Genomic DNA, 20,366 nt, shown 5'->3' with positions numbered 1-20,366 from the left:
TAAAAAGAAGTATCAATCCACTTTTTTTTTGAAAACTGTTTGACATCTAAATTAAATGAAGGTATTTTCTATATAGATACCGACGGTATGTAAAGGAGTTGACGCCATGCCGAGAGGAAGAAATCCTGAAGAAACGAGGAGAAAAATTCTCTCTGTCTCAAAAGAATTGTTTCTTAAAAAGGGGTATGATAATACCTCGATTCAGGATATCGTGAATGGATTAGACGGAATGACCAAGGGTGCGATCTATCAGCATTTCAAATCAAAGTTCGAAATTTTTGAAACAATCATTGAACCGGCGGAAACTGCCGAAGAAAGCTTGAAAAAGCATCAAGGAAACACTGGTTTAGAAAAATTACAAAGCGCGCTTTTGGATGCTTTTACCGACTATTCACGTATGAAATTAAGTTATTCAGCCGCGGTCACATTACGAAGTCCACGATTCATAGGGGAACAAATCATTGATATGTTTAACACCGTCATCCCTGAAATCAAAAAAATCGTAGAAGAGGGCGTCAAGGACGGATCAATAGACACAGAATTTCCTGAAGAAGTAGCAGATCTCTTGATGATGCATCTAAATACTTGGATTGGGATGCACCTCACCGTTTTTTCAGAAGAGCAGTTAAAGCGAAAAATTCTTTTCACAAAAAAAATGTTTGATGGTATAGGAATTCCAATTTTCAATGATGCGATTATGGAAGAAGCCTATAGGATGTTTGAGTATATTAAAAAAGATAGCAATGAATGAGCTATTTTTTTTAAAGTTATAGATACCAACGGTAGGTATGTTAATTAGTTTTCTTGTAGTTGTCACTTTAAGGCTTGGAAAGTAGGGTATTTATTATGAGTAAAAATAAAAATTTCAATTTATTAATCGGGAGTCAGTTATTTTCAGTTTTAGGAACTACAATCGTTCAGTTTGTAATTTCCTTATATGTGTTGGATATAACAAAATCGGCACTTACATTTAGTGTGATCGCTTCATTGTCAGTTGTTGGACGTTTGATTTGTTTACCATTTTGCGGCGTGTTGGCAGATCGCTTGCCAAAAAGAAATTTGATGCTAGTCATGGATGGCCTCTATTTAGTTCTCTCTGTTGGGCTATTTTTAGTTACTCGCTTGGCTAATCCTGTTCCAGCAATAGGGGTTTTGACGGTTATCATCGGAATGGTCTCAGCTTTTGAAACACCAGTTGTTCAATCAGCCATTCCAGTTATATGTACGGAAGAAGAGATTCCAAGAGCGAATGGAATCATCAGCTCAATCGGAACACTGGGAACCGTTTTAGGACCAATTATCGCTGGGATCATTTATCGCTTTGATGCAGTTTATCAAATTTTCGTAATCACCGGCGTATTGTTCATAATCGCGATTTTTTGTGAAGTACTATTGGCCATTCCAGTTCAAACACAAACGGCTGCAGAAGGCACACTTTTTCAAGTAGTCGCAGGTGATTTAAAAGAGGTTGCTCAGTATTTAAAAGCGCAAAAAGTGATCGTAAAGGTAGCCTTAGTCGCATTCTTATTGAACTTTTTCTTAGCCTCATTTATTCAAGTAATTATTCCATATGTTTCACGTATCCAATTAGGCGTAAGTGATGCACAATTTGGTGTAATGAATACAATTTTTGCACTCGGCAGTTTGTTGGGAACTGTTGTATATGGCGTAATCGCCAATCGTTTGAATGAAACAAGTATCACGAAAAACCTAATTTTAGTTTCTATTCTATTTGGCTTATTAGTGATTCCATTTGGAATTATTCAAAACGCGATGCTCGCTTTTTGGATGATGACGATTATCGTTGCAAGTGCCATGGGCGTTGTTACCGTAGTTTCGGTTCAATTAATCGTTTATATCCAACTGGTTTCAGATAAAGCATTGCTTGGACGAATCATGTCACTAGTCATGATAGTTACGACATTAGCGGTACCATTAGGACAGGTAATGTATGGCAGTTTCGCGGCCGCAGCATCTGAGTCAATGTTGCTAGTATTGATTATCGCAACATCCCTTGTAACCGTATTGATCGCTATCTTTTCAATCAGAATCTTTAAACAAATGAATACTAAGCAGGGAATATAATAATTTAAATCATTTTTATCATAAAATGTCAAACCCTTTTATTTTATTTTTTATAAAGATATCGTTAAAAGAAATAATTCATGCAGCGATTCTTTCTTGGTATACTAAATATGAATGTATAAAGTTCTAAGGAGGGATTGTAGTGAGTTTTTTCAGCTATAAGGGAAAGAACATCTTTTACGAATCTATCGGAGAAGGAAGACCGCTCATTTTCTTGCATGGAAATACCTCGTCATCAAAATTATTTGCACCCATTTTGCCTCTTTACAATGATTTCCAGGTGATTCTGATTGATTTTTTAGGTTACGGCCACTCTGATCGCTTGGATAAATTTCCTACTGAACTTTGGAAGGATGAAGCTCGTCAAACGGTTGCCTTATTAGAACATTTAGATATTAAAGAAGCAAACTTAGTTGGAACTAGCGGGGGCGCGTGGGTAGCGATCAATGCAGCATTTCTTAGACCAGATCTCATTTCAACAGTTACTGCAGACAGTTTTGATGGACGATCATTCCATGATGGTTTTCATGAACTATTATTAACCGAACATTCATCATCGGTTGCCGATCCTGAGACTTCGCAGTTCTATCATTGGTGTATCGGAGATGACTGGAAAGAAGTAGTTGAACAGGACATGGATTCTATGTGGCGGTTAATTATTTCTAGAAGAGAATTATTTTTCGATTCTCTGCAAATTTTACAAGCACCTTTATTGCTAACCGCTACGAAAAAGGACGATACGATTCGACCTAATATAGAGAAAGAATATCGCGCAATTGCTGGTGAAGTCGTGCGTGGACAATTCAAAATATTTGAAAATCCCGGTCATCCCTCTATCGGAACTAGTGCTGAGGAAGTAGCTGAGACAATCAATCAATTTATTGCAGAATACAATTGACGAATACTGAAATAAGAAAGTGATTACTAATTATGGCGCTGATCATAACATAAGTGATCACTTTTTCTTTATAAGAAATAAAAAAGATAGGAGAGATGGCTATGAGTTTCTTCAACTATTCGGGAAAACAAGTTTATTATGAAATAATCGGCGAGGGAGAACCACTTCTTTTTTTACATGGCAATACCTCATCCTCCAAGTTGTTTACCTATATGCTGCCGCTTTACGAGGGCTTCCAAATTATTTTGATAGATTTTTTAGGCTATGGACAATCAGAACGCACAGAAAAATTTCCCACCGAACTCTGGAAAGACGAAGCCCTTCAGACCATTGCTTTAATCGAACATCTAGAGATGACAAAAATAAATGTGGTAGGAACTAGTGGTGGGGCCTGGGTGGCGATCAACGCGGCGCTTTTACGACCAGATTTATTTTCTACTGTTACCGCTGACAGCTTTGATGGAAGAACTGCCCACGAAGGGTTCGCCAAAGAGCTGGTTTCAGAACGGACAACAGTGTCGAAAGATCCAGAGACTTCTCAGATTTATGAATGGTTTATCGGTGAAGATTGGCGGGAAGTTGTTGAAAAAGACACGGACTCGCTGCTGCGTTTGCTCAAATCAAGCAAACCATTATTCTTTGAATCAATAGAAAATCTGAGAACGCCATTATTATTGACCGGGACAACAAACGATGGTTTGATTCGTTCTAATGTAGCAGAAGAATACCAAGCAATAGTCAACGAAGTCCCTTGCGCCGAATTCAAATTATTTGAAAAACCAGGACACCCTGCCATCGGTACGAATGCTGAGGAGGTTGCAGAAGCAATCAAACAGTTTATAGCAGAATATAGTTGACGAATAACAAAAAATCAATTATTGTTTAGTAAACAATAGAGGTGAACAATAATGGTGGGAATTCGTGATGTCGCTAGACGAGCGGGGGTCAGTCCAGGAGCCGTTTCAAGGGTATTAAACAACGATCCGACACTTTCAGTTGCTGATTCAACCAAAGAGCGGATCTATAACGCAATCAAAGAGCTGAATTATGATATCGATAAGCGTAAATATGTAAAGCGGAGATTACCATCGATCGGTGTCATTACTACTACTAGCCGACAAAAAGAGTTGGACGATCCTTATTTTAATGCTCTTAGAATTGGTCTGGAGCAGGAAGCACGTCGTCTGCATTTAGGCATGAATCGAGTCTATAATTTGGAAGATAGTCCAAAGACATGGCAGGACTTTGATAAACTAGGAGCAATCATTATCGTTGGCACGGTTTCGGAAGAAGCTGTGAAACGATTGAGTAAACAAAACAAAAACATTGTCGTACTGGATAATCCCGACATCAACCAAGAAGTAGATATGGTTTACGCTGATTTTGAGCGAATGACCAAACGGGTGCTGCAACTTTTCTATGAGAAGGGGCACCGTCGTATCGGTTATATTGGTGGGTTTAATATTGAGATTAATGAGGCTGGCGAAAAAATCTATAACGAAAACGAAAAACGCTTCCGTGCCTATCAAGAATTTATGACGAAGAAAGGGCTCGAGAAACAAGGACAGTTAGGTTTATGGGAACCACTTGAAGGTAAACGCATGATGGACGAATGGTTGGAAACTGATCAAAAACTCCCGACAGCACTTTTAGTTGGAAGTGATCCATTGTCAGTGGGCGTTTACCGTTCCTTGCAATCTGCAAACATCACTGTCGGAAAGGATATCGAAATTGCCAGCTTTGATGATATCGAGATCGCGGAATTTCTGACACCAAGCTTGACGACAGTTCATATCAGTGCCCAAGAGATTGCAAAAGCTGCCGTAAGATTAGCCAAAGAACGAATTGAAGATGAACGTCAAGAACCCGTTATTATGACTTTCCCTTCAAAACTAGTCGTACGAGAAAGTTTTATTCCCAATAAATAATTGATTAGAGAGCTTTGAAAAAAAGTTCTCTTTTTTTTGATTTCTTCTTGACAACATTGTTTAGTAAACATTATAAGGTAAACAACAAGTCGAGAGATAATTCTTTTTCTTTCAAAAAGCTGACGCTCTCGATGGAAAACAAGGAGGAACAACAAATGAAACATTCATATGTACTATTCGATCAAGAAACACAGGTTTTTCATTTACGCAACAATGAAATTTCTTACATTATTCAAATTGAAGAGGACGGTATCCTTAACCATCTCTACTTTGGCAAAGCTATCCAGCATTATCACGGAAACAAACATTACCCACGCAGAGACCGCGGCTTTTCGGGGAATGTACCTGGCAACTCTGAAAGGGCTTACTCGAAAGATACGCTGCCTCAGGAGTATTCAAGTCACGGATCGATGGATTACCGTCTCCCTGCATCAATCATTCAGCGTGAAAACGGGTCAAATTTACACGACCTGCGGTATTTCGATTATCGAATCGAGTCAGGCAAACCGGAATTAGAGGGGCTGCCGCAATCCTACGTGCTGGACAAAGAAGAGGCTACAACACTGATCATTATTTTGAAAGATCGTGATCAAGAAATCTATCTGGAACTATCCTATACAATCTATCACGAACGTGCAGTGATTACACGTTCGGTCAAAGCTATTAATAAAACTAGTAAAAGGATTCTCCTAGAAAAAATCGCTTCAATGCAAATAGATCTAACTAATAACGGAATTTATGATGAAGTCATTTCTTTACCTGGTGCTCATCTGCGGGAACGACAAATCAATCGTGAAAAAATCCACGCTGGTGTTCAAAGCTTTGAAAGCCGCCGCGGCGCGTCAAGCCATCATATGAACAGCTTCATCGCTCTAGTCAATCATGATACAAATGAGTTAAAGGGGCCAGCAATTGGAATACATTTAGTCTATTCTGGCAATCACGCCTTTGAATTGGAAAAGGATCAAATCGATCAAGTTCGTGTCTTAGCAGGAATTAACGACTACAATTTCTCATGGGAGTTAGCTCCTGAAGAAATATTCCAAACGCCTGAAGTTATTTTGACGTACTCAGATCAAGGGTTAAATGGCATGAGCGGCACTCTTCATCATTTGCTGCGAGAAAGAGTAGTACGTGGGCAACATCAATTTAAAGAGCGGCCTATATTAGTTAATAATTGGGAAGCCACTTACTTTGATTTTGACAGCAAAAAAATTGAACAGATCGTTGATGAGGCTGCTGATTTAGGTATCGAAATGTTTGTTTTGGATGATGGCTGGTTTGGTCATCGCGATTCGGACAACTCTTCCTTAGGTGATTGGTTTGAATACGAGGGCAAACTGACGAATGGATTGAAAGGAATCGCGGATTACGTTCATGGAAAAGGCTTGCAATTTGGTGTTTGGTTTGAGCCCGAAATGATTTCCGTTGACTCTAAATTATATGAAGAACATCCTGATTATTTGATGCAAGAACCAGATCGTACACCGTCTTCCTCTCGCGACCAACATTTATTAGATATGGGGCGTAAAAAAGTTCGACGAAATATCGAAAAACAAATTTGCGCCATTTTAGATGAGGTGCCGATCGATTACATCAAATGGGACATGAATCGCAGTTTGTCAGATATTTATTCGATCGATCTTCCTGCGAAAAGACAAGGAGAAACCACTCATCGTCATATTCTTGGTGTATATGAGTTAATGGAAAACCTGCTCGCTCGTTATCCCAAGATTTTATGGGAAGGCTGTTCTGGCGGAGGAGGACGGTTTGATGCCGGCTTCTTATATTATATGCCGCAATCTTGGCCGACGGATAACACTGATGCGGTGGAACGCTTGAAGATTCAATACGGAACCAGCTTGGCTTATCCAATTTCTTCTATGACTGCTCATGTTTCGGCAGTGCCAAATCATCAAACTGGGCGAATCACCTCTCTGAAAACAAGAGGAGATGTAGCAATGAGTGGTGTCTTTGGTTATGAACTGGATTTAACGGAAATGTCAGATGAAGAAAAAGTAATCGTAAAAAATCAAGTACAACAATACCAAACGATCCGTCCACTAGTACAATTCGGCGAATTCTATCGTTTGAAGAGTCCTTTTGAAGACAATTTGACTGCTTGGATGTTTGTCTCAGAGGATAAATCAGAAGCATTAGTTATGATGGCACGTACTTTGGCATCGGCACAGCCGGTTTTCCATGAAGTCTTTTTGACTGGATTAGAGGAAACGGTCTGCTACCAAGATCAAACCACAGGTCAAGAGTATTATGGTGATGAATTAATGAGTCTCGGAATCAATGTTCCTGATTTTTATGGTGATTTCCAAACTACTCTGCTTCATTTGAAAAAAGTTTAACTGTCCATCTGTCTCTTCAACTAATCCTGATTCAAAAGGATTAGTTGAAGAGAAACAATTTGTATTAAAAGGAGAAAAAAATGATCAATAAAAACAGTATCATGACACGTTTATCCATCTTGTCGATCTCACTCTTACTAACAAGCGCCTTATCCATCAACGGCGCGTTACCGCAAATGCGGAAGGCTCTTTCCATGTCAACAACACAGGTTGAATTAGTCGCAACGTTACCGGCATTAGCTGTAGTGATTTTCGTTGTCCTTTCCAGTTTCATCGCCGATAAAATTGGAACAAAACGTACTGTCCAGCTTGGTTTACTGTTAGTTGGTTTCGGTGGTGGGGCAGCACCATTATTTTTGAACCAATATATTCCAATTCTGATCAGTCGCTTCATTTTAGGTGCAGGTTTTGGCCTGTTTAATTCTCTTGCTGTCTCAATTATCAACCTGCTGTTTCGAGATGAACCAGAAGAACGAGCGTCATTATTAGGCTACCGTGGGGCGGCGGAAAATATTGGGAATGCTATTTTAACCTTGCTAGCAGGTGTGCTGTTAACATTCGGCTGGAGATTTTCCTTCAGCATTTATCTGATCGCTTTTCCAATTCTACTTCTATTTACTCTTTTTGTTCCAGAAATCAATGATTCAAAAAAAGAACTGGCTAATAAAAAAGGGGAGCTGAAACCTTCAGTTTACTTGTTAGCGCTTTTCGCTTTGTTTTTAGTTATGACCTTTGTTGCAATTGGCGTTCGCTTTCCTACGATGGTAACTGATATCAGGGGAGCAAATTATAATTCCTCCACTTTCTTAGCGATAATGCCGATTATTGGAATTATTACGGGATCACTATTCGGCTTTTTCAACCGTTTGTTAGGGGAAAAGTGCTTATATCTTGGTTTGGCATTGTTAGCGTTAGCCACATTTATGATTGCCCTCTCGAAAAATAATTTTGTCTTATTGCTGATTGGCTACTTTATCAGTGGCATTCCCGGCAGTTTGATTTTTCCCTTCATATATAATTCACTAAATATCTATGCTTCGCCAACAAGAATGACCGCAGCAACTTCGATTATTTTGATTGGCTGCAATCTCGGAAACTTTATCGCACCATTTGGCTTGAGTTCACTGCAATTCATTTCCGGAACAACCGATCTATTCGCACCATTTAAACTCTTAAGTATCTTGCTAATGGTCATTTTAATTGCCATCTTTTTACACAAAAAACGCCCTATCCAGCGTAATACCTTGAATGGAGGAAAGAATCTTGACTAATCCGTTAATGAAGAAACAGATGGATTCTGGAGAAAATTATTTTGAGACTAATGAACTAAAGGATGAACAGGCGTTTTATCGCGATTTGCTTTTTCAATTTAACCATACGCTGCCAAGTAAGCGACAGGAAAAATCAGCAATCTTGAACGATCTGCTGGGAAGCTTTGGTAAGGGGGCGTATATTGAACAACCGTTTCACGCGAATTGGGGCAAGAATACTTACTTTGGTAAAAATGTCTATGCCAATTTTGGTTTATCTCTTGTAGATGATACAAAAATCGATATCCAAGATGATGTCATGATCGGGCCGAATGTAACAATTTGTGCTGGAACGCATCCAGTAGCATCAGAATTGCGCTTAAAAAAAGCACAGTACAATTTGCCTGTTGTGATCGAAAAAAATGTTTGGATCGGTGCGGGATCAATCGTTTTACCCGGCGTGACGATTGGAGAGAGTTCCGTGATCGGAGCAGGTAGTCTTGTTACAAAAAGTATTCCTAAAAATGTCCTAGCTTATGGTTCCCCATGTAAAGTGGTTAAATCCGTCGACTAAGAATAATAAAAAAAAATGGGTCTGTTGGATCTATTTTTTTGATCCTGAAAATTTTCCTAAGCGTATCCTTAGAAAAATGACTCTTTACTACGTTAGAATAGAAGCAAAAATTATTGAGGATGAACCCCATGAACAGTCAGGAGCTTATACAAGAATATCTTTTAGATAAAAAAAATCGAATAAAATTATCGATCCTTCAATTTCTAGCAGATAATCCTTTCTATATAACTAGCGATTATCTAGCAGAACGTTTCCAAATGTCGTTGCTGAATTTTTCTATTTATATGCTGAATTGTAATATTAATCGCAACAAAGAACCCATCAAAAATTTCTAGTAAAATGAGTTTAGGATAACAAACTACTAGGAGTGATTTTGATGGGTTCACACAAAAAGCTTACACGAGATAATCGAAAATGTATAGAGACGATGATTTATGATGCCAAGAGTATTCAAGAAATAGCGGACAGAATTGGTGTTAGCCGAACAACGATTGATCGTGAGTTGAAACGAGTACCCGAAGATTTGATCTATAATGCCGACAATGCGCAATTAGATGCGGAAATGAAGCGCAGTGCCTGTGGTGCGAAGTCCAAATGGACTTCTGAATTCGCTTATCAGATTGAATGTGATCTTGAAGACAGCTGGTCCCCTGAACAAATTGCGAATGATCGTCAAATAGTTTCATTCAAAACCATTTACAATTGGCTCTATGCCGGTATTCTTAATGTGTCTAAACAGTGTCTGAGACATAAAGGCAGAAGACAAGAAAAACAAGAAGAGGCACGAGGCAAAATGACTGTAGGGCATACCATTGATGAACGCCCAGCTTCTGTGTCAACTCGAGAAGAATTTGGACATTGGGAGTTGGACACAGTTGTTTCTAGCAGAGGGGAAAGCAAAGCCTGCGAAGCAACGTTTATTGAACGGAAAACACGCTTTTATTGGGCGATCTCAATGAGGGATCGTACCGCGAAGTCAATGGCACAAGCGATTAAAGCTTTTGTGCAAGACCTAGGGAGTCACAAGGCATTTTTAAGCTTTACGGTCGACCGTGGGAAAGAGTTTTCTTGCTGGAAAGAAATTGAGAAAGATTTAGACGTACCTATGTATTTTTGTGATCCATACTCCCCATGGCAACGCGGATCTAACGAAAATGGGAATGGTTTATTTAGAGAATTCTTCCCTAAGGGAACTGATTTTTCAAAGGTACCCCCTACGGAGAAACAGGAAGCATTACGCAAGATAAATATGCGTCCTAAAAAAACATTGAACTGGAAAAATTGTTGGGAAGTCTTTCAAGAAGAAATGTTGCAATTAATTTGACAATTCAGCATATTAAAGAACTTGAAAAAGATGTTCTATCGTTGAAATTAACAGAACACCCAATTCTAAAGCGAAACAACTTTATCAAAATCAATGTACCTTACAATAAACTTGCGGAATATTATTATCGTTTATTGATAAACTATTGCGAGCAGTCTACTAATTACACGATTCTCGTTTCGCTGTTAAGAAAAGACACAAACTCTGTATTGAGTATCAGCGAAAAAACAAATTTCAGTGTTTCCTATATTTATTCTCGAATGAAAGACATCAATGCTTTTCTTTTTCACTATGGGGTCAAAATCGATTTTTCCAAACCTGGCAAAAAAACAATCGTAGGAAACGAGCTGCAGCTCCACTATTGTATCCTTGATATTTATTGGAATATCCATTCTAATATCGCTGTTCATTTCAGCAAAAATCACCAGCAACAAGTGATGCCTACCTTGAATATTTATGTGAAAAAGGAGGCCATCCAAAATTTGGAAAGTGGTATGCTGGATAAATTATACTTACTAATTCATTTCTGTTTAAAAAATTTCCCTATCAATTCAATAGGTGATATCCGAGAGCAGCTCCAGAATTTACCCAACGCAGAAATATTTGCTGATCCTTATTTTGATATATTGAAGCCTGACTCCCATTTGAGCAATGAATTACGCAGTATCATCAATATTTTATCCAGAATATTGATCTCTAAAACAGAAACCAGTGAGATTAATGTTAAACAATACGAATTATTAAGAACAAAAGGATCTTCCCAGTTCAGCTATTCAAAGGAATTAATTGAAACGTTTGCAAATGAGTTTAAATTAAGGATACCTGAGGATGAAAAAATCATCTATATTTTAAATTTTTTGAGGAACCAGATTTATTATGATGTATTAACTAAAAATCACCCTAATACAACAATGGCCAGTTATCTCATTTATGCTGAAAAAGAGCAAACAGACATAGAGGAGAAGGTTAGACAGTTTTACCAGCATTTTAAACAAATAAATCAAACACGCTATCCTTTTATTGAACAACAAAATCAGCAATGGTTGTTAGAAGACCTCATTCATATTTACGATCGGTATTGTGAGAAAGAAAAAATCGTTATCGGGGTGAATTTTACAAGAGATTACTATATCAATGACGATCTGTGTTCTCAGATCGAGCAGCATTTCGGATCAAACAATGTTCTTTTAAAAAAGAAGGCGATGAGAACCTGCGATATCATTATCAGTGACTGCTTCATAAATGATTTGCCTGAAAAAACCAAGATCATTTATTTGATTGATGGCGATATCACTTCACAAAAAATAAAGGACATGTTCAAACAGCTATCGGATCATCTTTTTGACCTTCGTCAAGAGTGACGAATGCCTTCTCTACAATTTACTCTTTATCTTTATAAAAATAGAATAATCCAACCTCTTACTTCTTAATTAATATAGAAAAAAAGGAGGAGAAAAAAATGGTTACTGTTTTACTTGGAAATTCTTGTACGTCATGTCGAAAAACAAAGGCTTGGTTTCAGGAGTATGACATTCCCTTTGTCGAAAGAAATATTGATCATGATCCTTTAAGCAAAGAGGAATTAAAGCAACTTATCACACTCTGTCCAAGTGGAGTAGACAAAATTATTTCAAAAAAATCAAAAATTTATCGAGCCTTGAACATTGATTTTGATGAACTATCTTTCAATCAATTATTGGTATTGCTCAGCCAGTACCCAAAACTAGTGAAACGTCCGATTATTTTTGATGAGCTGAATTGTCAAATTAATTGCAACATTTCTTCTTGAAAGACTTCCCAACAATTTTTCCAGTTCAATGTTTTTTTAGGACGCATATTTATCTTGCGTAATGCTTCCTGTTTCTCCGTAGGGGGTACCTTTGAAAAATCAGTTCCCTTAGGGAAGAATTCTCTAAATAAACCATTCCCATTTTCGTTAGATCCGCGTTGCCATGGGGAGTATGGATCACAAAAATACATAGGTACGTCTAAATCTTTCTCAATTTCTTTCCAGCAAGAAAACTCTTTCCCACGGTCGACCGTAAAGCTTAAAAATGCCTTGTGACTCCCTAGGTCTTGCACAAAAGCTTTAATCGCTTGTGCCATTGACTTCGCGGTACGATCCCTCATTGAGATCGCCCAATAAAAGCGTGTTTTCCGTTCAATAAACGTTGCTTCGCAGGCTTTGCTTTCCCCTCTGCTAGAAACAACTGTGTCCAACTCCCAATGTCCAAATTCTTCTCGAGTTGACACAGAAGCTGGGCGTTCATCAATGGTATGCCCTACAGTCATTTTGCCTCGTGCCTCTTCTTGTTTTTCTTGTCTTCTGCCTTTATGTCTCAGACACTGTTTAGACACATTAAGAATACCGGCATAGAGCCAATTGTAAATGGTTTTGAATGAAACTATTTGACGATCATTCGCAATTTGTTCAGGGGACCAGCTGTCTTCAAGATCACATTCAATCTGATAAGCGAATTCAGAAGTCCATTTGGACTTCGCACCACAGGCACTGCGCTTCATTTCCGCATCTAATTGCGCATTGTCGGCATTATAGATCAAATCTTCGGGTACTCGTTTCAACTCACGATCAATCGTTGTTCGGCTAACACCAATTCTGTCCGCTATTTCTTGAATACTCTTGGCATCATAAATCATCGTCTCTATACATTTTCGATTATCTCGTGTAAGCTTTTTGTGTGAACCCATCAAAATCACTCCTAGTAGTTTGTTATCCTAAACTCATTTTACTAGAAATTTTTGATGGGTTCTTTGTTGCGATTAATATTACAATTCAGCATGATAAAAAAATTCAAATTGGGTTTAATGAAGAGGAAATACGTACTCTCTTACCGCAGGAAATAAAGCATACGACAAGAAGTTACTTGTATAAGGTGAATACAAATATGCTGTATGAAGATTTACTGTCCATACAAAAAACCGAATTTTTCTAAACAAAAGAGGACCTCCTGATAAAGGTGTCCTCTTTCTCTTTACGTCCACAAGTCATCAATAACAGAACGTTTTTCTTTTTTTACGATATGTGTATAAATCTCTGTCGCAGAAGTACCGCGCTGACCTAAAATCTCGCTGACGGTTTTGAGATTTTTGGTCTTTCTAAAGGCCATCGTACCAACACTATGGCGAAGTTTGTGGGGAGTCGTACGTTTTCCGAAAGCAGTCGAATATTTATCGATCATTTTTTCAATCGAACCGCCTTCCATGCGTTTGGCGACATTTTTGTGTTTCGTTAGAAAAAGAGCCGGCACCGACTCATCTGCGTTGTACAAATTTTTCCGCTGATCAATATATTCCTGAATGTAATCAATAAAAATGGGGGAGATCATAGCATGATCCATGGTGTCGCCCTTGCGTTGAACCTGAATGTACAAACCATCATAATTGAGATCATTGACATTAGTATTGACAAGTTCAGACAAACGAATGCCCGAACCAAGAAACAAGGCCAGAATAGCAGTATCTCTAATACGATTTTTTTCGTAAGCGGTTTTGGCTTGACGCGAAGTTAAGGTGTTGCCGTAACCGGAATAAACATAGTCAACAAAATCGATTGCATCTGAATCTAGGTAAAGCATTTTTTCGATTTTATCTTTTCGAACAGCATCAGATGCATCGACACCACCGTTTTCAATATTGACCATGATGTTTCTTCTCAGCATTGGACGAATAGTATATTCGCCAGTCTGTTCATCAAATTCTTCGACTTCCTCGTTCGCTAAATATTTGAATAGGGAACGAAGGGCAGTGATGCTTCGTTGGACAGTAACCTTCAACCTATGAGTATTTCTTTCACTCAAAGGCGATTGAGCAACGTCATTCTCTGATTTCCCTTCGAAGGTTCGTTTAGGAGATTGATTTAAAAAGGACTTGTATAAAACAATTTTGTCTTTATTCAGTCTTTCAAAATCGTTTAGGCAAATCTCTGAAATATCATTTACACAAATGATATTTTCGGAAGAGAGCCAGCTTAGAAATCGTCGATATTCTTTAGAATACTCATAAAGTGTATTGGTCGAACGGGGGATAGCTTCTAAATATAAGAGGTATTTTTGAATGAAGTCCGGCAATTTTTCGAACTCTTTTTCATAGCGTTCTCGTAATAGTTCACGACTCATTTGAATCAGTCCTTTCATTTTATAATAGGAGAGGGAACTCTATCCTCTAATTACATAATAATAGGTATATACCGATTTGTCAATTATAAAATAACGATATTCCATTTTAATAGAAAGGGGATACTAATAAAAAACTCTATATATATTAGTGAAAAATGGTTCTTTCGCTAAAGCATGAATAGAACAAGCGAGTATAAAATAACTAATTTTTACAAAAAGGAGAGAAGCATCAAGATTTTTTCTTTAGAATACATATCGGAAGCTTAATTTTTGTAACTAGATAGCTGATCCATTTAATCTGATGTTTGGCTGATTTAATCTGTTGAACTTGTTGATCAAATGCAGTTTTTAATAGATTTTCCCAAAAATCATTGATTGAGTTGTAGTAGATTTGATGGTACGTGTACAAATTGTCAACCTGCAACAAATCACTACTGATCCTTCAAAAGCATACATTTGGATCATATTTGGTGTTTCCTAATCAAATAATATCTATGCTTTCGGGAAAATAGATATTGTTACGAAAACATGATTTCCTATTATTTATCGACATCAATCGCTTATGAACGATAAATCTATTGGAATGACAGCTAAACGTAGTCTTTGATTTTAAAGTCGACTGCTATTGAATGCCACCAGTTCCGTTTACAGCACCAAATTGACCTTATCAGCAACCATCAGCCTTAATCTGTTAGTCAAACGTTATTCTATGAGCATTTATACGTACAAATCGTACAACTATCTAACTGAACTCGCTTTAAATCACTCATTGACAGCATTTCATTATCAATACTTGCTGCTTAACAACTTAAATCTGATTTCATCTAACGCTTCATTGTATTTGTTGCATAATAGAATGCGGATTCTTTTTTTAGAAAATTTATTGTACAACGCCAAAAAAATTCAATAAAAGAGTAATTGCGTTTGATATTACTGAATTCATGGTTTAATCAGTTCTTTCGTTTTTCCTATGTTATGGTTTGAGAAAAACTAACATTATTCTCAAACCATAAAAAAGCCTTTTTCTCTTCAATTGATTCCTTTAGATCGTTTATTCAAAAAATTCGTTCAGATCAAACAATTATTTACAAGTAATATAATCCATAATTTGTATAGATTATTGAATTAAGCTCTCGTTTAAATTTATAATACCTGATTTTCCAACTTCAACATTGCATTAAAATCAACTTTTTAACCTTAGTTGACTATAAACCAGAACTATTGGTAAATTCATTCATGTAATAACCTGAATCTTTTCTCTGTAGTCGATATTTATCAATAATTTTGTAACAACACTTGCTGACGCCCAAAGGCTAGATCACAGAATATTAAAACGCTATCTTTCGTATCACTCTAACTCTTTTTTAGCTCTTGATTTTCACTGAAATCAGAAATATTTTGACCAGCAAACAAGGCCAATGTGTCAAGTTGCCCTACTCTTACCGAAAAAAGCTCAAGAGTATCTTTCAATCCTATCGCTAAGTTTTCTTGATTAAGTTAGTATAATTCCTTTCATTTTAACCTTTTCCTCTCTTTTACACTATCGAGTAACCGACAATATTAAATTCAAGTAACCGAACCTATTTCCCTAGAGAAAAAATTGTCCTTAATTCCTTAGCTTTTCTATTTTTTATATACGATAAATAATTACTTTCGAATATCCGGCTGGAGAGTAGATTTCGCCTATCTTATTTTCCGAAGGAGTAGAATGCCACATCCTATTGTCATTTGAGTCCTCTCCCCAAAAAAAGCCGATATGACAATCGTGATTCAGTTCAGAATAATCCGGCTCAAAATAAATGATGTCACCCTTCCTAGCTTGATTACTTTCCAATAATTCAGATATATTATTAAATGAGTATGATGTTAGTTTTTTTCCTAATGTATTTCTCCAATTATAAGCATTAGCTATCCCTCCCCAATGATACGATATTTTAGTAATTTGAATAAGATCTCCCCCGGCGTTTTCGATAACTTTTGCTACAAATCCAGTACAATTCATACCGATTCCTGGAAGCATAACTTCACCATGACCCAATTTTTTATACGGTGTTCCTAAATAGTATCTATCATTTTCATGCTTACTTAATTCGTCAATAACGAGATCCCTGTTAATTCCTAAAAAATTTAGATACGTTGGAATTGGCGTCTGAATTGTGGTTGTATACCAAGAAATACCTTCATCTCGCCAACCAGATGCTAATAGAGTCTCACGTTCACTTATTTGCGTAGTGTAATGATGAGTAGTACGATCCTTTGAATCCTTATTAAATAATCTATATACAGGTAATCCGTTCCGTGGTGTTACCCATGCAACGCCCTCATCTCGCCAGCCATATTCTGTTAATAGCTCTCTTTCAATTGTGTTTAATGTATAGAGATGTTCTCCAGAGTTTGGATTATACAGTCTAAATAATTGTTGCCCTGAATCTGTGCAATATAAACTAGTTTCCCTAGATTGCCACCCTAGTTCTACTAAGTTATCACGCTCATGGACATTTGTTGTATGAAGCTGTTGTCCTGAATTGGGATTAAAAATGCGAAAGATTGGAATTTCAGCAGCGGCTGTTTTATTTCTGGATTTCTTGATCTTTGTCACTTTTTTACTATCCATTTGTTTTTCGATTTTTACTGGTCCAAGGTCATCTGTACTACTTTTAGAGGCAGTCGTTTTAAAAGTGATTTTTATAGAAATAAGAATTACAGCAAAAATGATCAGCCATACTTTATTCTTTTTTAACAACTTATATTTTCTCCTCCTTAAGACATTCACTTTACAATAATTAGCACTGTTTAGTGTTAATATAAAACAATCGTTCTAGAAAAATTGTCGCCTATCTTTTTCTTATACGGGGGTAATTTGTATCCTTGAATTATTAATTCTTCTTTTCTTGCTACATACCGATAAGCCCCACAACAAACAATCACGGTATGTTCACCAAATGCTATGATTGTTCCTATTCGAAAGACACCGTCAATTGTTTTTACGAACACCTCGTCATTCAATGTAAGGTTAGTCAAAGGACTATTTTTCATACCTGTCAACCCCTTCATAGTGTGTTCGCAATGTATTTCCTGCGGTATCCCTTTCTACATGAAAATGTCTGACCCAATTTGGACCGTACTTTCCATAAAAAGATCTCATATTACTTATATCTTTCTTGACCCAATTAATGATTGTTGAATTTGTTCGGGTACCGAAATTACGATGATATTGTGCATAAGCATGAACCGCTACTATTTGGTTTGATGAATTGAAGACAGGACTGCCGCTTTGTCCACCAAACGTATCAAGTCGATAATAGACATTATTTTGAGTTATTGAAGAAATTTTGCCAGAATTCGTCCACATCGTTTGTTTAGGTTTATCTCCAGGATAACCAATACTAGTTACAGTTAGTCCCGTTTTAGCAGTACTCGTTAGACCAAACCATCCTGTGTTTATTCCTATAGGATCATCTAACCTAATCATTCCTATATCATATTTAGAATCGAATCTTCTGGTCCATCCCAATAGTGAAGCCAACTTTGTGCTGTTAGACTGCCCAAAAGGAGCATACGATCCATCAATACCGGGATAAACAGTGACTGATTTCGGCCATTGTTTTAAATTTTTATTATAGATTACATGTCCTGCTGTCAATACGGTGTCTGGAGAGATCATACTTCCTGAACCAATGTAAGTTTCACCATTCGAGTAAGTCGCCGCCACAAAAGCACATGCAGAGTAAGGGAAAACTCTTGTATTTACTATTTTTTCTCTATCATCCATCCCAATAGTCGTTTCTTCCTGAAAAGAGCGTTCCCTTGAACATCTATTTTCTGTATTTCGTATTGTTTGATCCCCTTTATAGCTATACGTATCGGTGATTGTAAAATGGCTATATGGAACAATTTCTCCTTTATTAGTAATCAAATCCTGGGATGATTCCGCAAGTATCTTATCATTACCAAAGAACAAAAAAATCACGAAAAATATGAATAAAAAAGCTACTTTTATTTTGTCGTTCACGCTATTACTCCTTTATGGAAAGCTCAAATTCTACATTGGGCATCTATACGACAGGCTGAGCAACAAAAAAATCAATAGAGCTTACTATAATACTTATAAAGTATCAGTTTTTGAGAAACACCTCCATTCCGTTTCAACAATTGATCTCGGAATCTGAATATCAAATTCTTCTTCGGACCAACTTTCTAAAAAAGTCATCCGGCTTCAAATAACTCTGCCTGAATAATTACTTTCATCGCTCCTCCCTTTTTGCTGCGTTCAGTCAATAACTCTTAGATTGCGACTTCGTTGAAATAGGATAGGAAAAAATCCATAATGGATATATCCAAAATTAATCCTCTTATTTCGCAACAAAATTATTTGTTAATACTTAAACTATAAAATAAAGCGCTTACATTTATCAATTTTACAAAGAGAAGTTTAATTAAATTATTATCCCCTTACAAATAAACTTACAACAAAACTTAACTAGACAAATAACATTATTTTTGTTAATTTCATAATAATTAGAACAATGCAAGTCATGAACACAGAAAAAATCAACCAAGCAAAAAGCTTAGTTGATTATAGGTAAAGCAATATTCATTTTATTAATTCAAACTTCATCTACCGTTACTAAAAACTAAGCACCCTTTTCGTCTTAAATTATTTGAGACGATCCTTTTCAACCCTTTGATTGAACTTTCAATACTGTGTCCACAGAGGTATAGGGTAAGTCTAAATCATTTGCAACGGCCTCAATTGTCAGTTTGCCCTCATAGGTATTCAGTCCGCGGCGTAATGCCAAATTATTTTCTAGTAAGTTTACTAGTTCATTGTTTGCTAATAGATTGGCGTATTCCATTGTTGAATTTGACAATGCATAAGTCGCGGTTTGCGGAACAGCACCAGGCATGTTTGCAACAGTGTAATGAACTACCTCTTCTTTGACATAAGTTGGATTGTCATGAGTTGTTACTTTATCTGTTGTCTCGAAAATCCCACCTTGATCAATCGCTACATCAACAATTACCGAATGGAAAGGCATACCTGAGACCATTTCTTTTGAAACTAACGTTGGTGCTCTATGACCAGGAATCAAAACAGCACCAATAACTAAATCAGCTGATTTCAATACTTCTTGAATATTATAGCTATTAGACATTAGGGTTTGGATATTCCCTTCAAAAATCAAATCTAATTGTTTCAAACGGGGAACACTCACATCCATAATCGTTACATTTGCCCCAAGACCAGCAGCGATTTTCGCTGCATTCATACCAACGACTCCCCCGCCAATAACAACGACATTTCCACGTACAACACCTGGAACGCCTGAAAGTAATACACCGCGTCCGTCGTTAACACGTTCTAAAAAATTTGCTCCTATCTGCGCAGCCATACGTCCAGCGATTTCGCTCATCGGTGCAAGTAGTGGTAATGAGTTATCGGCAGGCTGAACATTCTCATAAGCGATTGAATTCACACCTGCTTTCAATAATGCTTCAGTTAGCGGTTTATTTGCGGCTAAATGCAGATACGTAAATAATAATAAACCGTTTCGAAAGTAGCGGTATTCTTCAGCCAGTGGTTCCTTAACTTTCATAACCATTTCTGCCGACCAAACACTCATCGCATCGGGGACGATTGTAGCACCAGCTTCTTCATACTCTTCATCTGTAATTGCAGAACCCAAGCCCGCCTTTGTTTCGACTAAAACTTTGTGTCCGCGATTTGTTAAATCGAATACTGCAGATGGCGGCAAAGCAACCCGGTTCTCGTTATTTTTGATTTCTTTTGGGATACCTATTATCATGAAT

The 20,366-nt window shown here is 37.2% G+C and carries 18 protein-coding genes; 12 read left to right on the top strand and 6 right to left on the bottom strand.

Going from position 1 to position 20,366, the window contains the following annotated elements:
- Positions 1 to 106: 106 nt before the first annotated feature.
- The 12 genes from IGI38_RS18465 (at position 107) to spx (ending at position 12,208) form a co-directional block, all read left to right on the top strand.
- The gene (locus IGI38_RS18465) at positions 107 to 751 is read left to right on the top strand and encodes a TetR/AcrR family transcriptional regulator (protein WP_438733262.1); all 645 of its coding nucleotides are present in this window, start codon (positions 107 to 109) and stop codon (positions 749 to 751) included.
- 95 nt (positions 752 to 846) lie between these two features.
- Positions 847 to 2,085, top strand: coding sequence for an MFS transporter (locus IGI38_RS18460; protein WP_438733261.1), 1,239 nt, complete (start codon positions 847 to 849; stop codon positions 2,083 to 2,085).
- A gap of 142 nt (positions 2,086 to 2,227) precedes the next feature.
- Entirely contained in the window at positions 2,228 to 2,983 is a 756-nt protein-coding gene (locus IGI38_RS18455) for an alpha/beta fold hydrolase (protein ID WP_438733260.1), read from the top strand.
- 101 nt (positions 2,984 to 3,084) lie between these two features.
- On the top strand, positions 3,085 to 3,840 hold the full coding sequence (locus IGI38_RS18450; protein ID WP_438733258.1) for an alpha/beta fold hydrolase: 756 nt from the start codon (positions 3,085 to 3,087) through the stop codon (positions 3,838 to 3,840).
- Between the two features lie 51 nt (positions 3,841 to 3,891).
- The gene (locus IGI38_RS18445) at positions 3,892 to 4,911 is read left to right on the top strand and encodes a LacI family DNA-binding transcriptional regulator (RefSeq protein WP_438733256.1); all 1,020 of its coding nucleotides are present in this window, start codon (positions 3,892 to 3,894) and stop codon (positions 4,909 to 4,911) included.
- Positions 4,912 to 5,066: 155 nt separating this feature from the next.
- On the top strand, positions 5,067 to 7,271 hold the full coding sequence (locus IGI38_RS18440; protein WP_438733254.1) for an alpha-galactosidase: 2,205 nt from the start codon (positions 5,067 to 5,069) through the stop codon (positions 7,269 to 7,271).
- Between the two features lie 80 nt (positions 7,272 to 7,351).
- Positions 7,352 to 8,542: an MFS transporter gene (locus IGI38_RS18435; protein WP_438733252.1), complete on the top strand. Its 1,191-nt coding sequence runs from the start codon at positions 7,352 to 7,354 to the stop codon at positions 8,540 to 8,542.
- Positions 8,520 to 9,095 (top strand): sugar O-acetyltransferase, encoded by a 576-nt coding sequence (locus IGI38_RS18430; protein ID WP_438733250.1) that lies wholly within the window; start codon positions 8,520 to 8,522, stop codon positions 9,093 to 9,095. The genes IGI38_RS18435 and IGI38_RS18430 overlap by 23 nt, the downstream gene beginning before the upstream one ends.
- A 128-nt stretch (positions 9,096 to 9,223) precedes the next feature.
- Positions 9,224 to 9,430 (top strand): hypothetical protein, encoded by a 207-nt coding sequence (locus tag IGI38_RS18425; RefSeq protein ID WP_438733248.1) that lies wholly within the window; start codon positions 9,224 to 9,226, stop codon positions 9,428 to 9,430.
- Positions 9,431 to 9,471: 41 nt separating this feature from the next.
- A complete protein-coding gene (locus tag IGI38_RS18420; protein ID WP_438725454.1) occupies positions 9,472 to 10,419 on the top strand; it encodes an IS30 family transposase in 948 nt (315 codons plus the stop codon).
- Positions 10,420 to 10,460: 41 nt separating this feature from the next.
- On the top strand, positions 10,461 to 11,780 hold the full coding sequence (locus IGI38_RS18415; RefSeq protein WP_438733246.1) for a helix-turn-helix domain-containing protein: 1,320 nt from the start codon (positions 10,461 to 10,463) through the stop codon (positions 11,778 to 11,780).
- A gap of 98 nt (positions 11,781 to 11,878) precedes the next feature.
- Complete coding sequence (gene spx / locus IGI38_RS18410; protein ID WP_438733244.1) at positions 11,879 to 12,208, top strand: transcriptional regulator Spx; 330 nt, start codon at positions 11,879 to 11,881, stop codon at positions 12,206 to 12,208.
- Here the strand turns inward: spx and IGI38_RS18405 are convergent.
- From IGI38_RS18405 to ald, 6 genes are all read right to left on the bottom strand, one after another.
- On the bottom strand, positions 12,181 to 13,128 hold the full coding sequence (locus IGI38_RS18405) for an IS30 family transposase (protein ID WP_438725454.1): 948 nt from the start codon (positions 13,126 to 13,128) through the stop codon (positions 12,181 to 12,183). The genes spx and IGI38_RS18405 overlap by 28 nt on opposite strands.
- 284 nt (positions 13,129 to 13,412) lie before the next feature.
- Positions 13,413 to 14,555, bottom strand: coding sequence for a tyrosine recombinase XerS (gene xerS, locus IGI38_RS18400; protein ID WP_438733242.1), 1,143 nt, complete (start codon positions 14,553 to 14,555; stop codon positions 13,413 to 13,415).
- Between the two features lie 1,630 nt (positions 14,556 to 16,185).
- A complete protein-coding gene (locus tag IGI38_RS18395) occupies positions 16,186 to 17,298 on the bottom strand; it encodes a hypothetical protein (protein WP_438733241.1) in 1,113 nt (370 codons plus the stop codon).
- Between the two features lie 56 nt (positions 17,299 to 17,354).
- Positions 17,355 to 17,591 (bottom strand): hypothetical protein, encoded by a 237-nt coding sequence (locus tag IGI38_RS18390; protein WP_438733239.1) that lies wholly within the window; start codon positions 17,589 to 17,591, stop codon positions 17,355 to 17,357.
- Positions 17,581 to 18,567 (bottom strand): trypsin-like serine peptidase, encoded by a 987-nt coding sequence (locus tag IGI38_RS18385; RefSeq protein WP_438733237.1) that lies wholly within the window; start codon positions 18,565 to 18,567, stop codon positions 17,581 to 17,583. Before IGI38_RS18385 ends, IGI38_RS18390 begins: the two co-directional genes overlap by 11 nt.
- A gap of 664 nt (positions 18,568 to 19,231) precedes the next feature.
- Positions 19,232 to 20,362, bottom strand: a complete 1,131-nt coding sequence (gene ald / locus IGI38_RS18380; protein ID WP_438733235.1) for an alanine dehydrogenase — start codon at positions 20,360 to 20,362, stop codon at positions 19,232 to 19,234.
- Between the last annotated feature and the right edge of the window lie 4 nt (positions 20,363 to 20,366).

The sequence above is a fragment of the Enterococcus sp. AZ128 genome (assembly GCF_051714485.1).
In the GTDB taxonomy this organism is placed as follows: Bacteria; Bacillota; Bacilli; order Lactobacillales; family Enterococcaceae; genus Enterococcus_A.
This window is presented reverse-complemented; position numbering and strand designations above follow the sequence as displayed.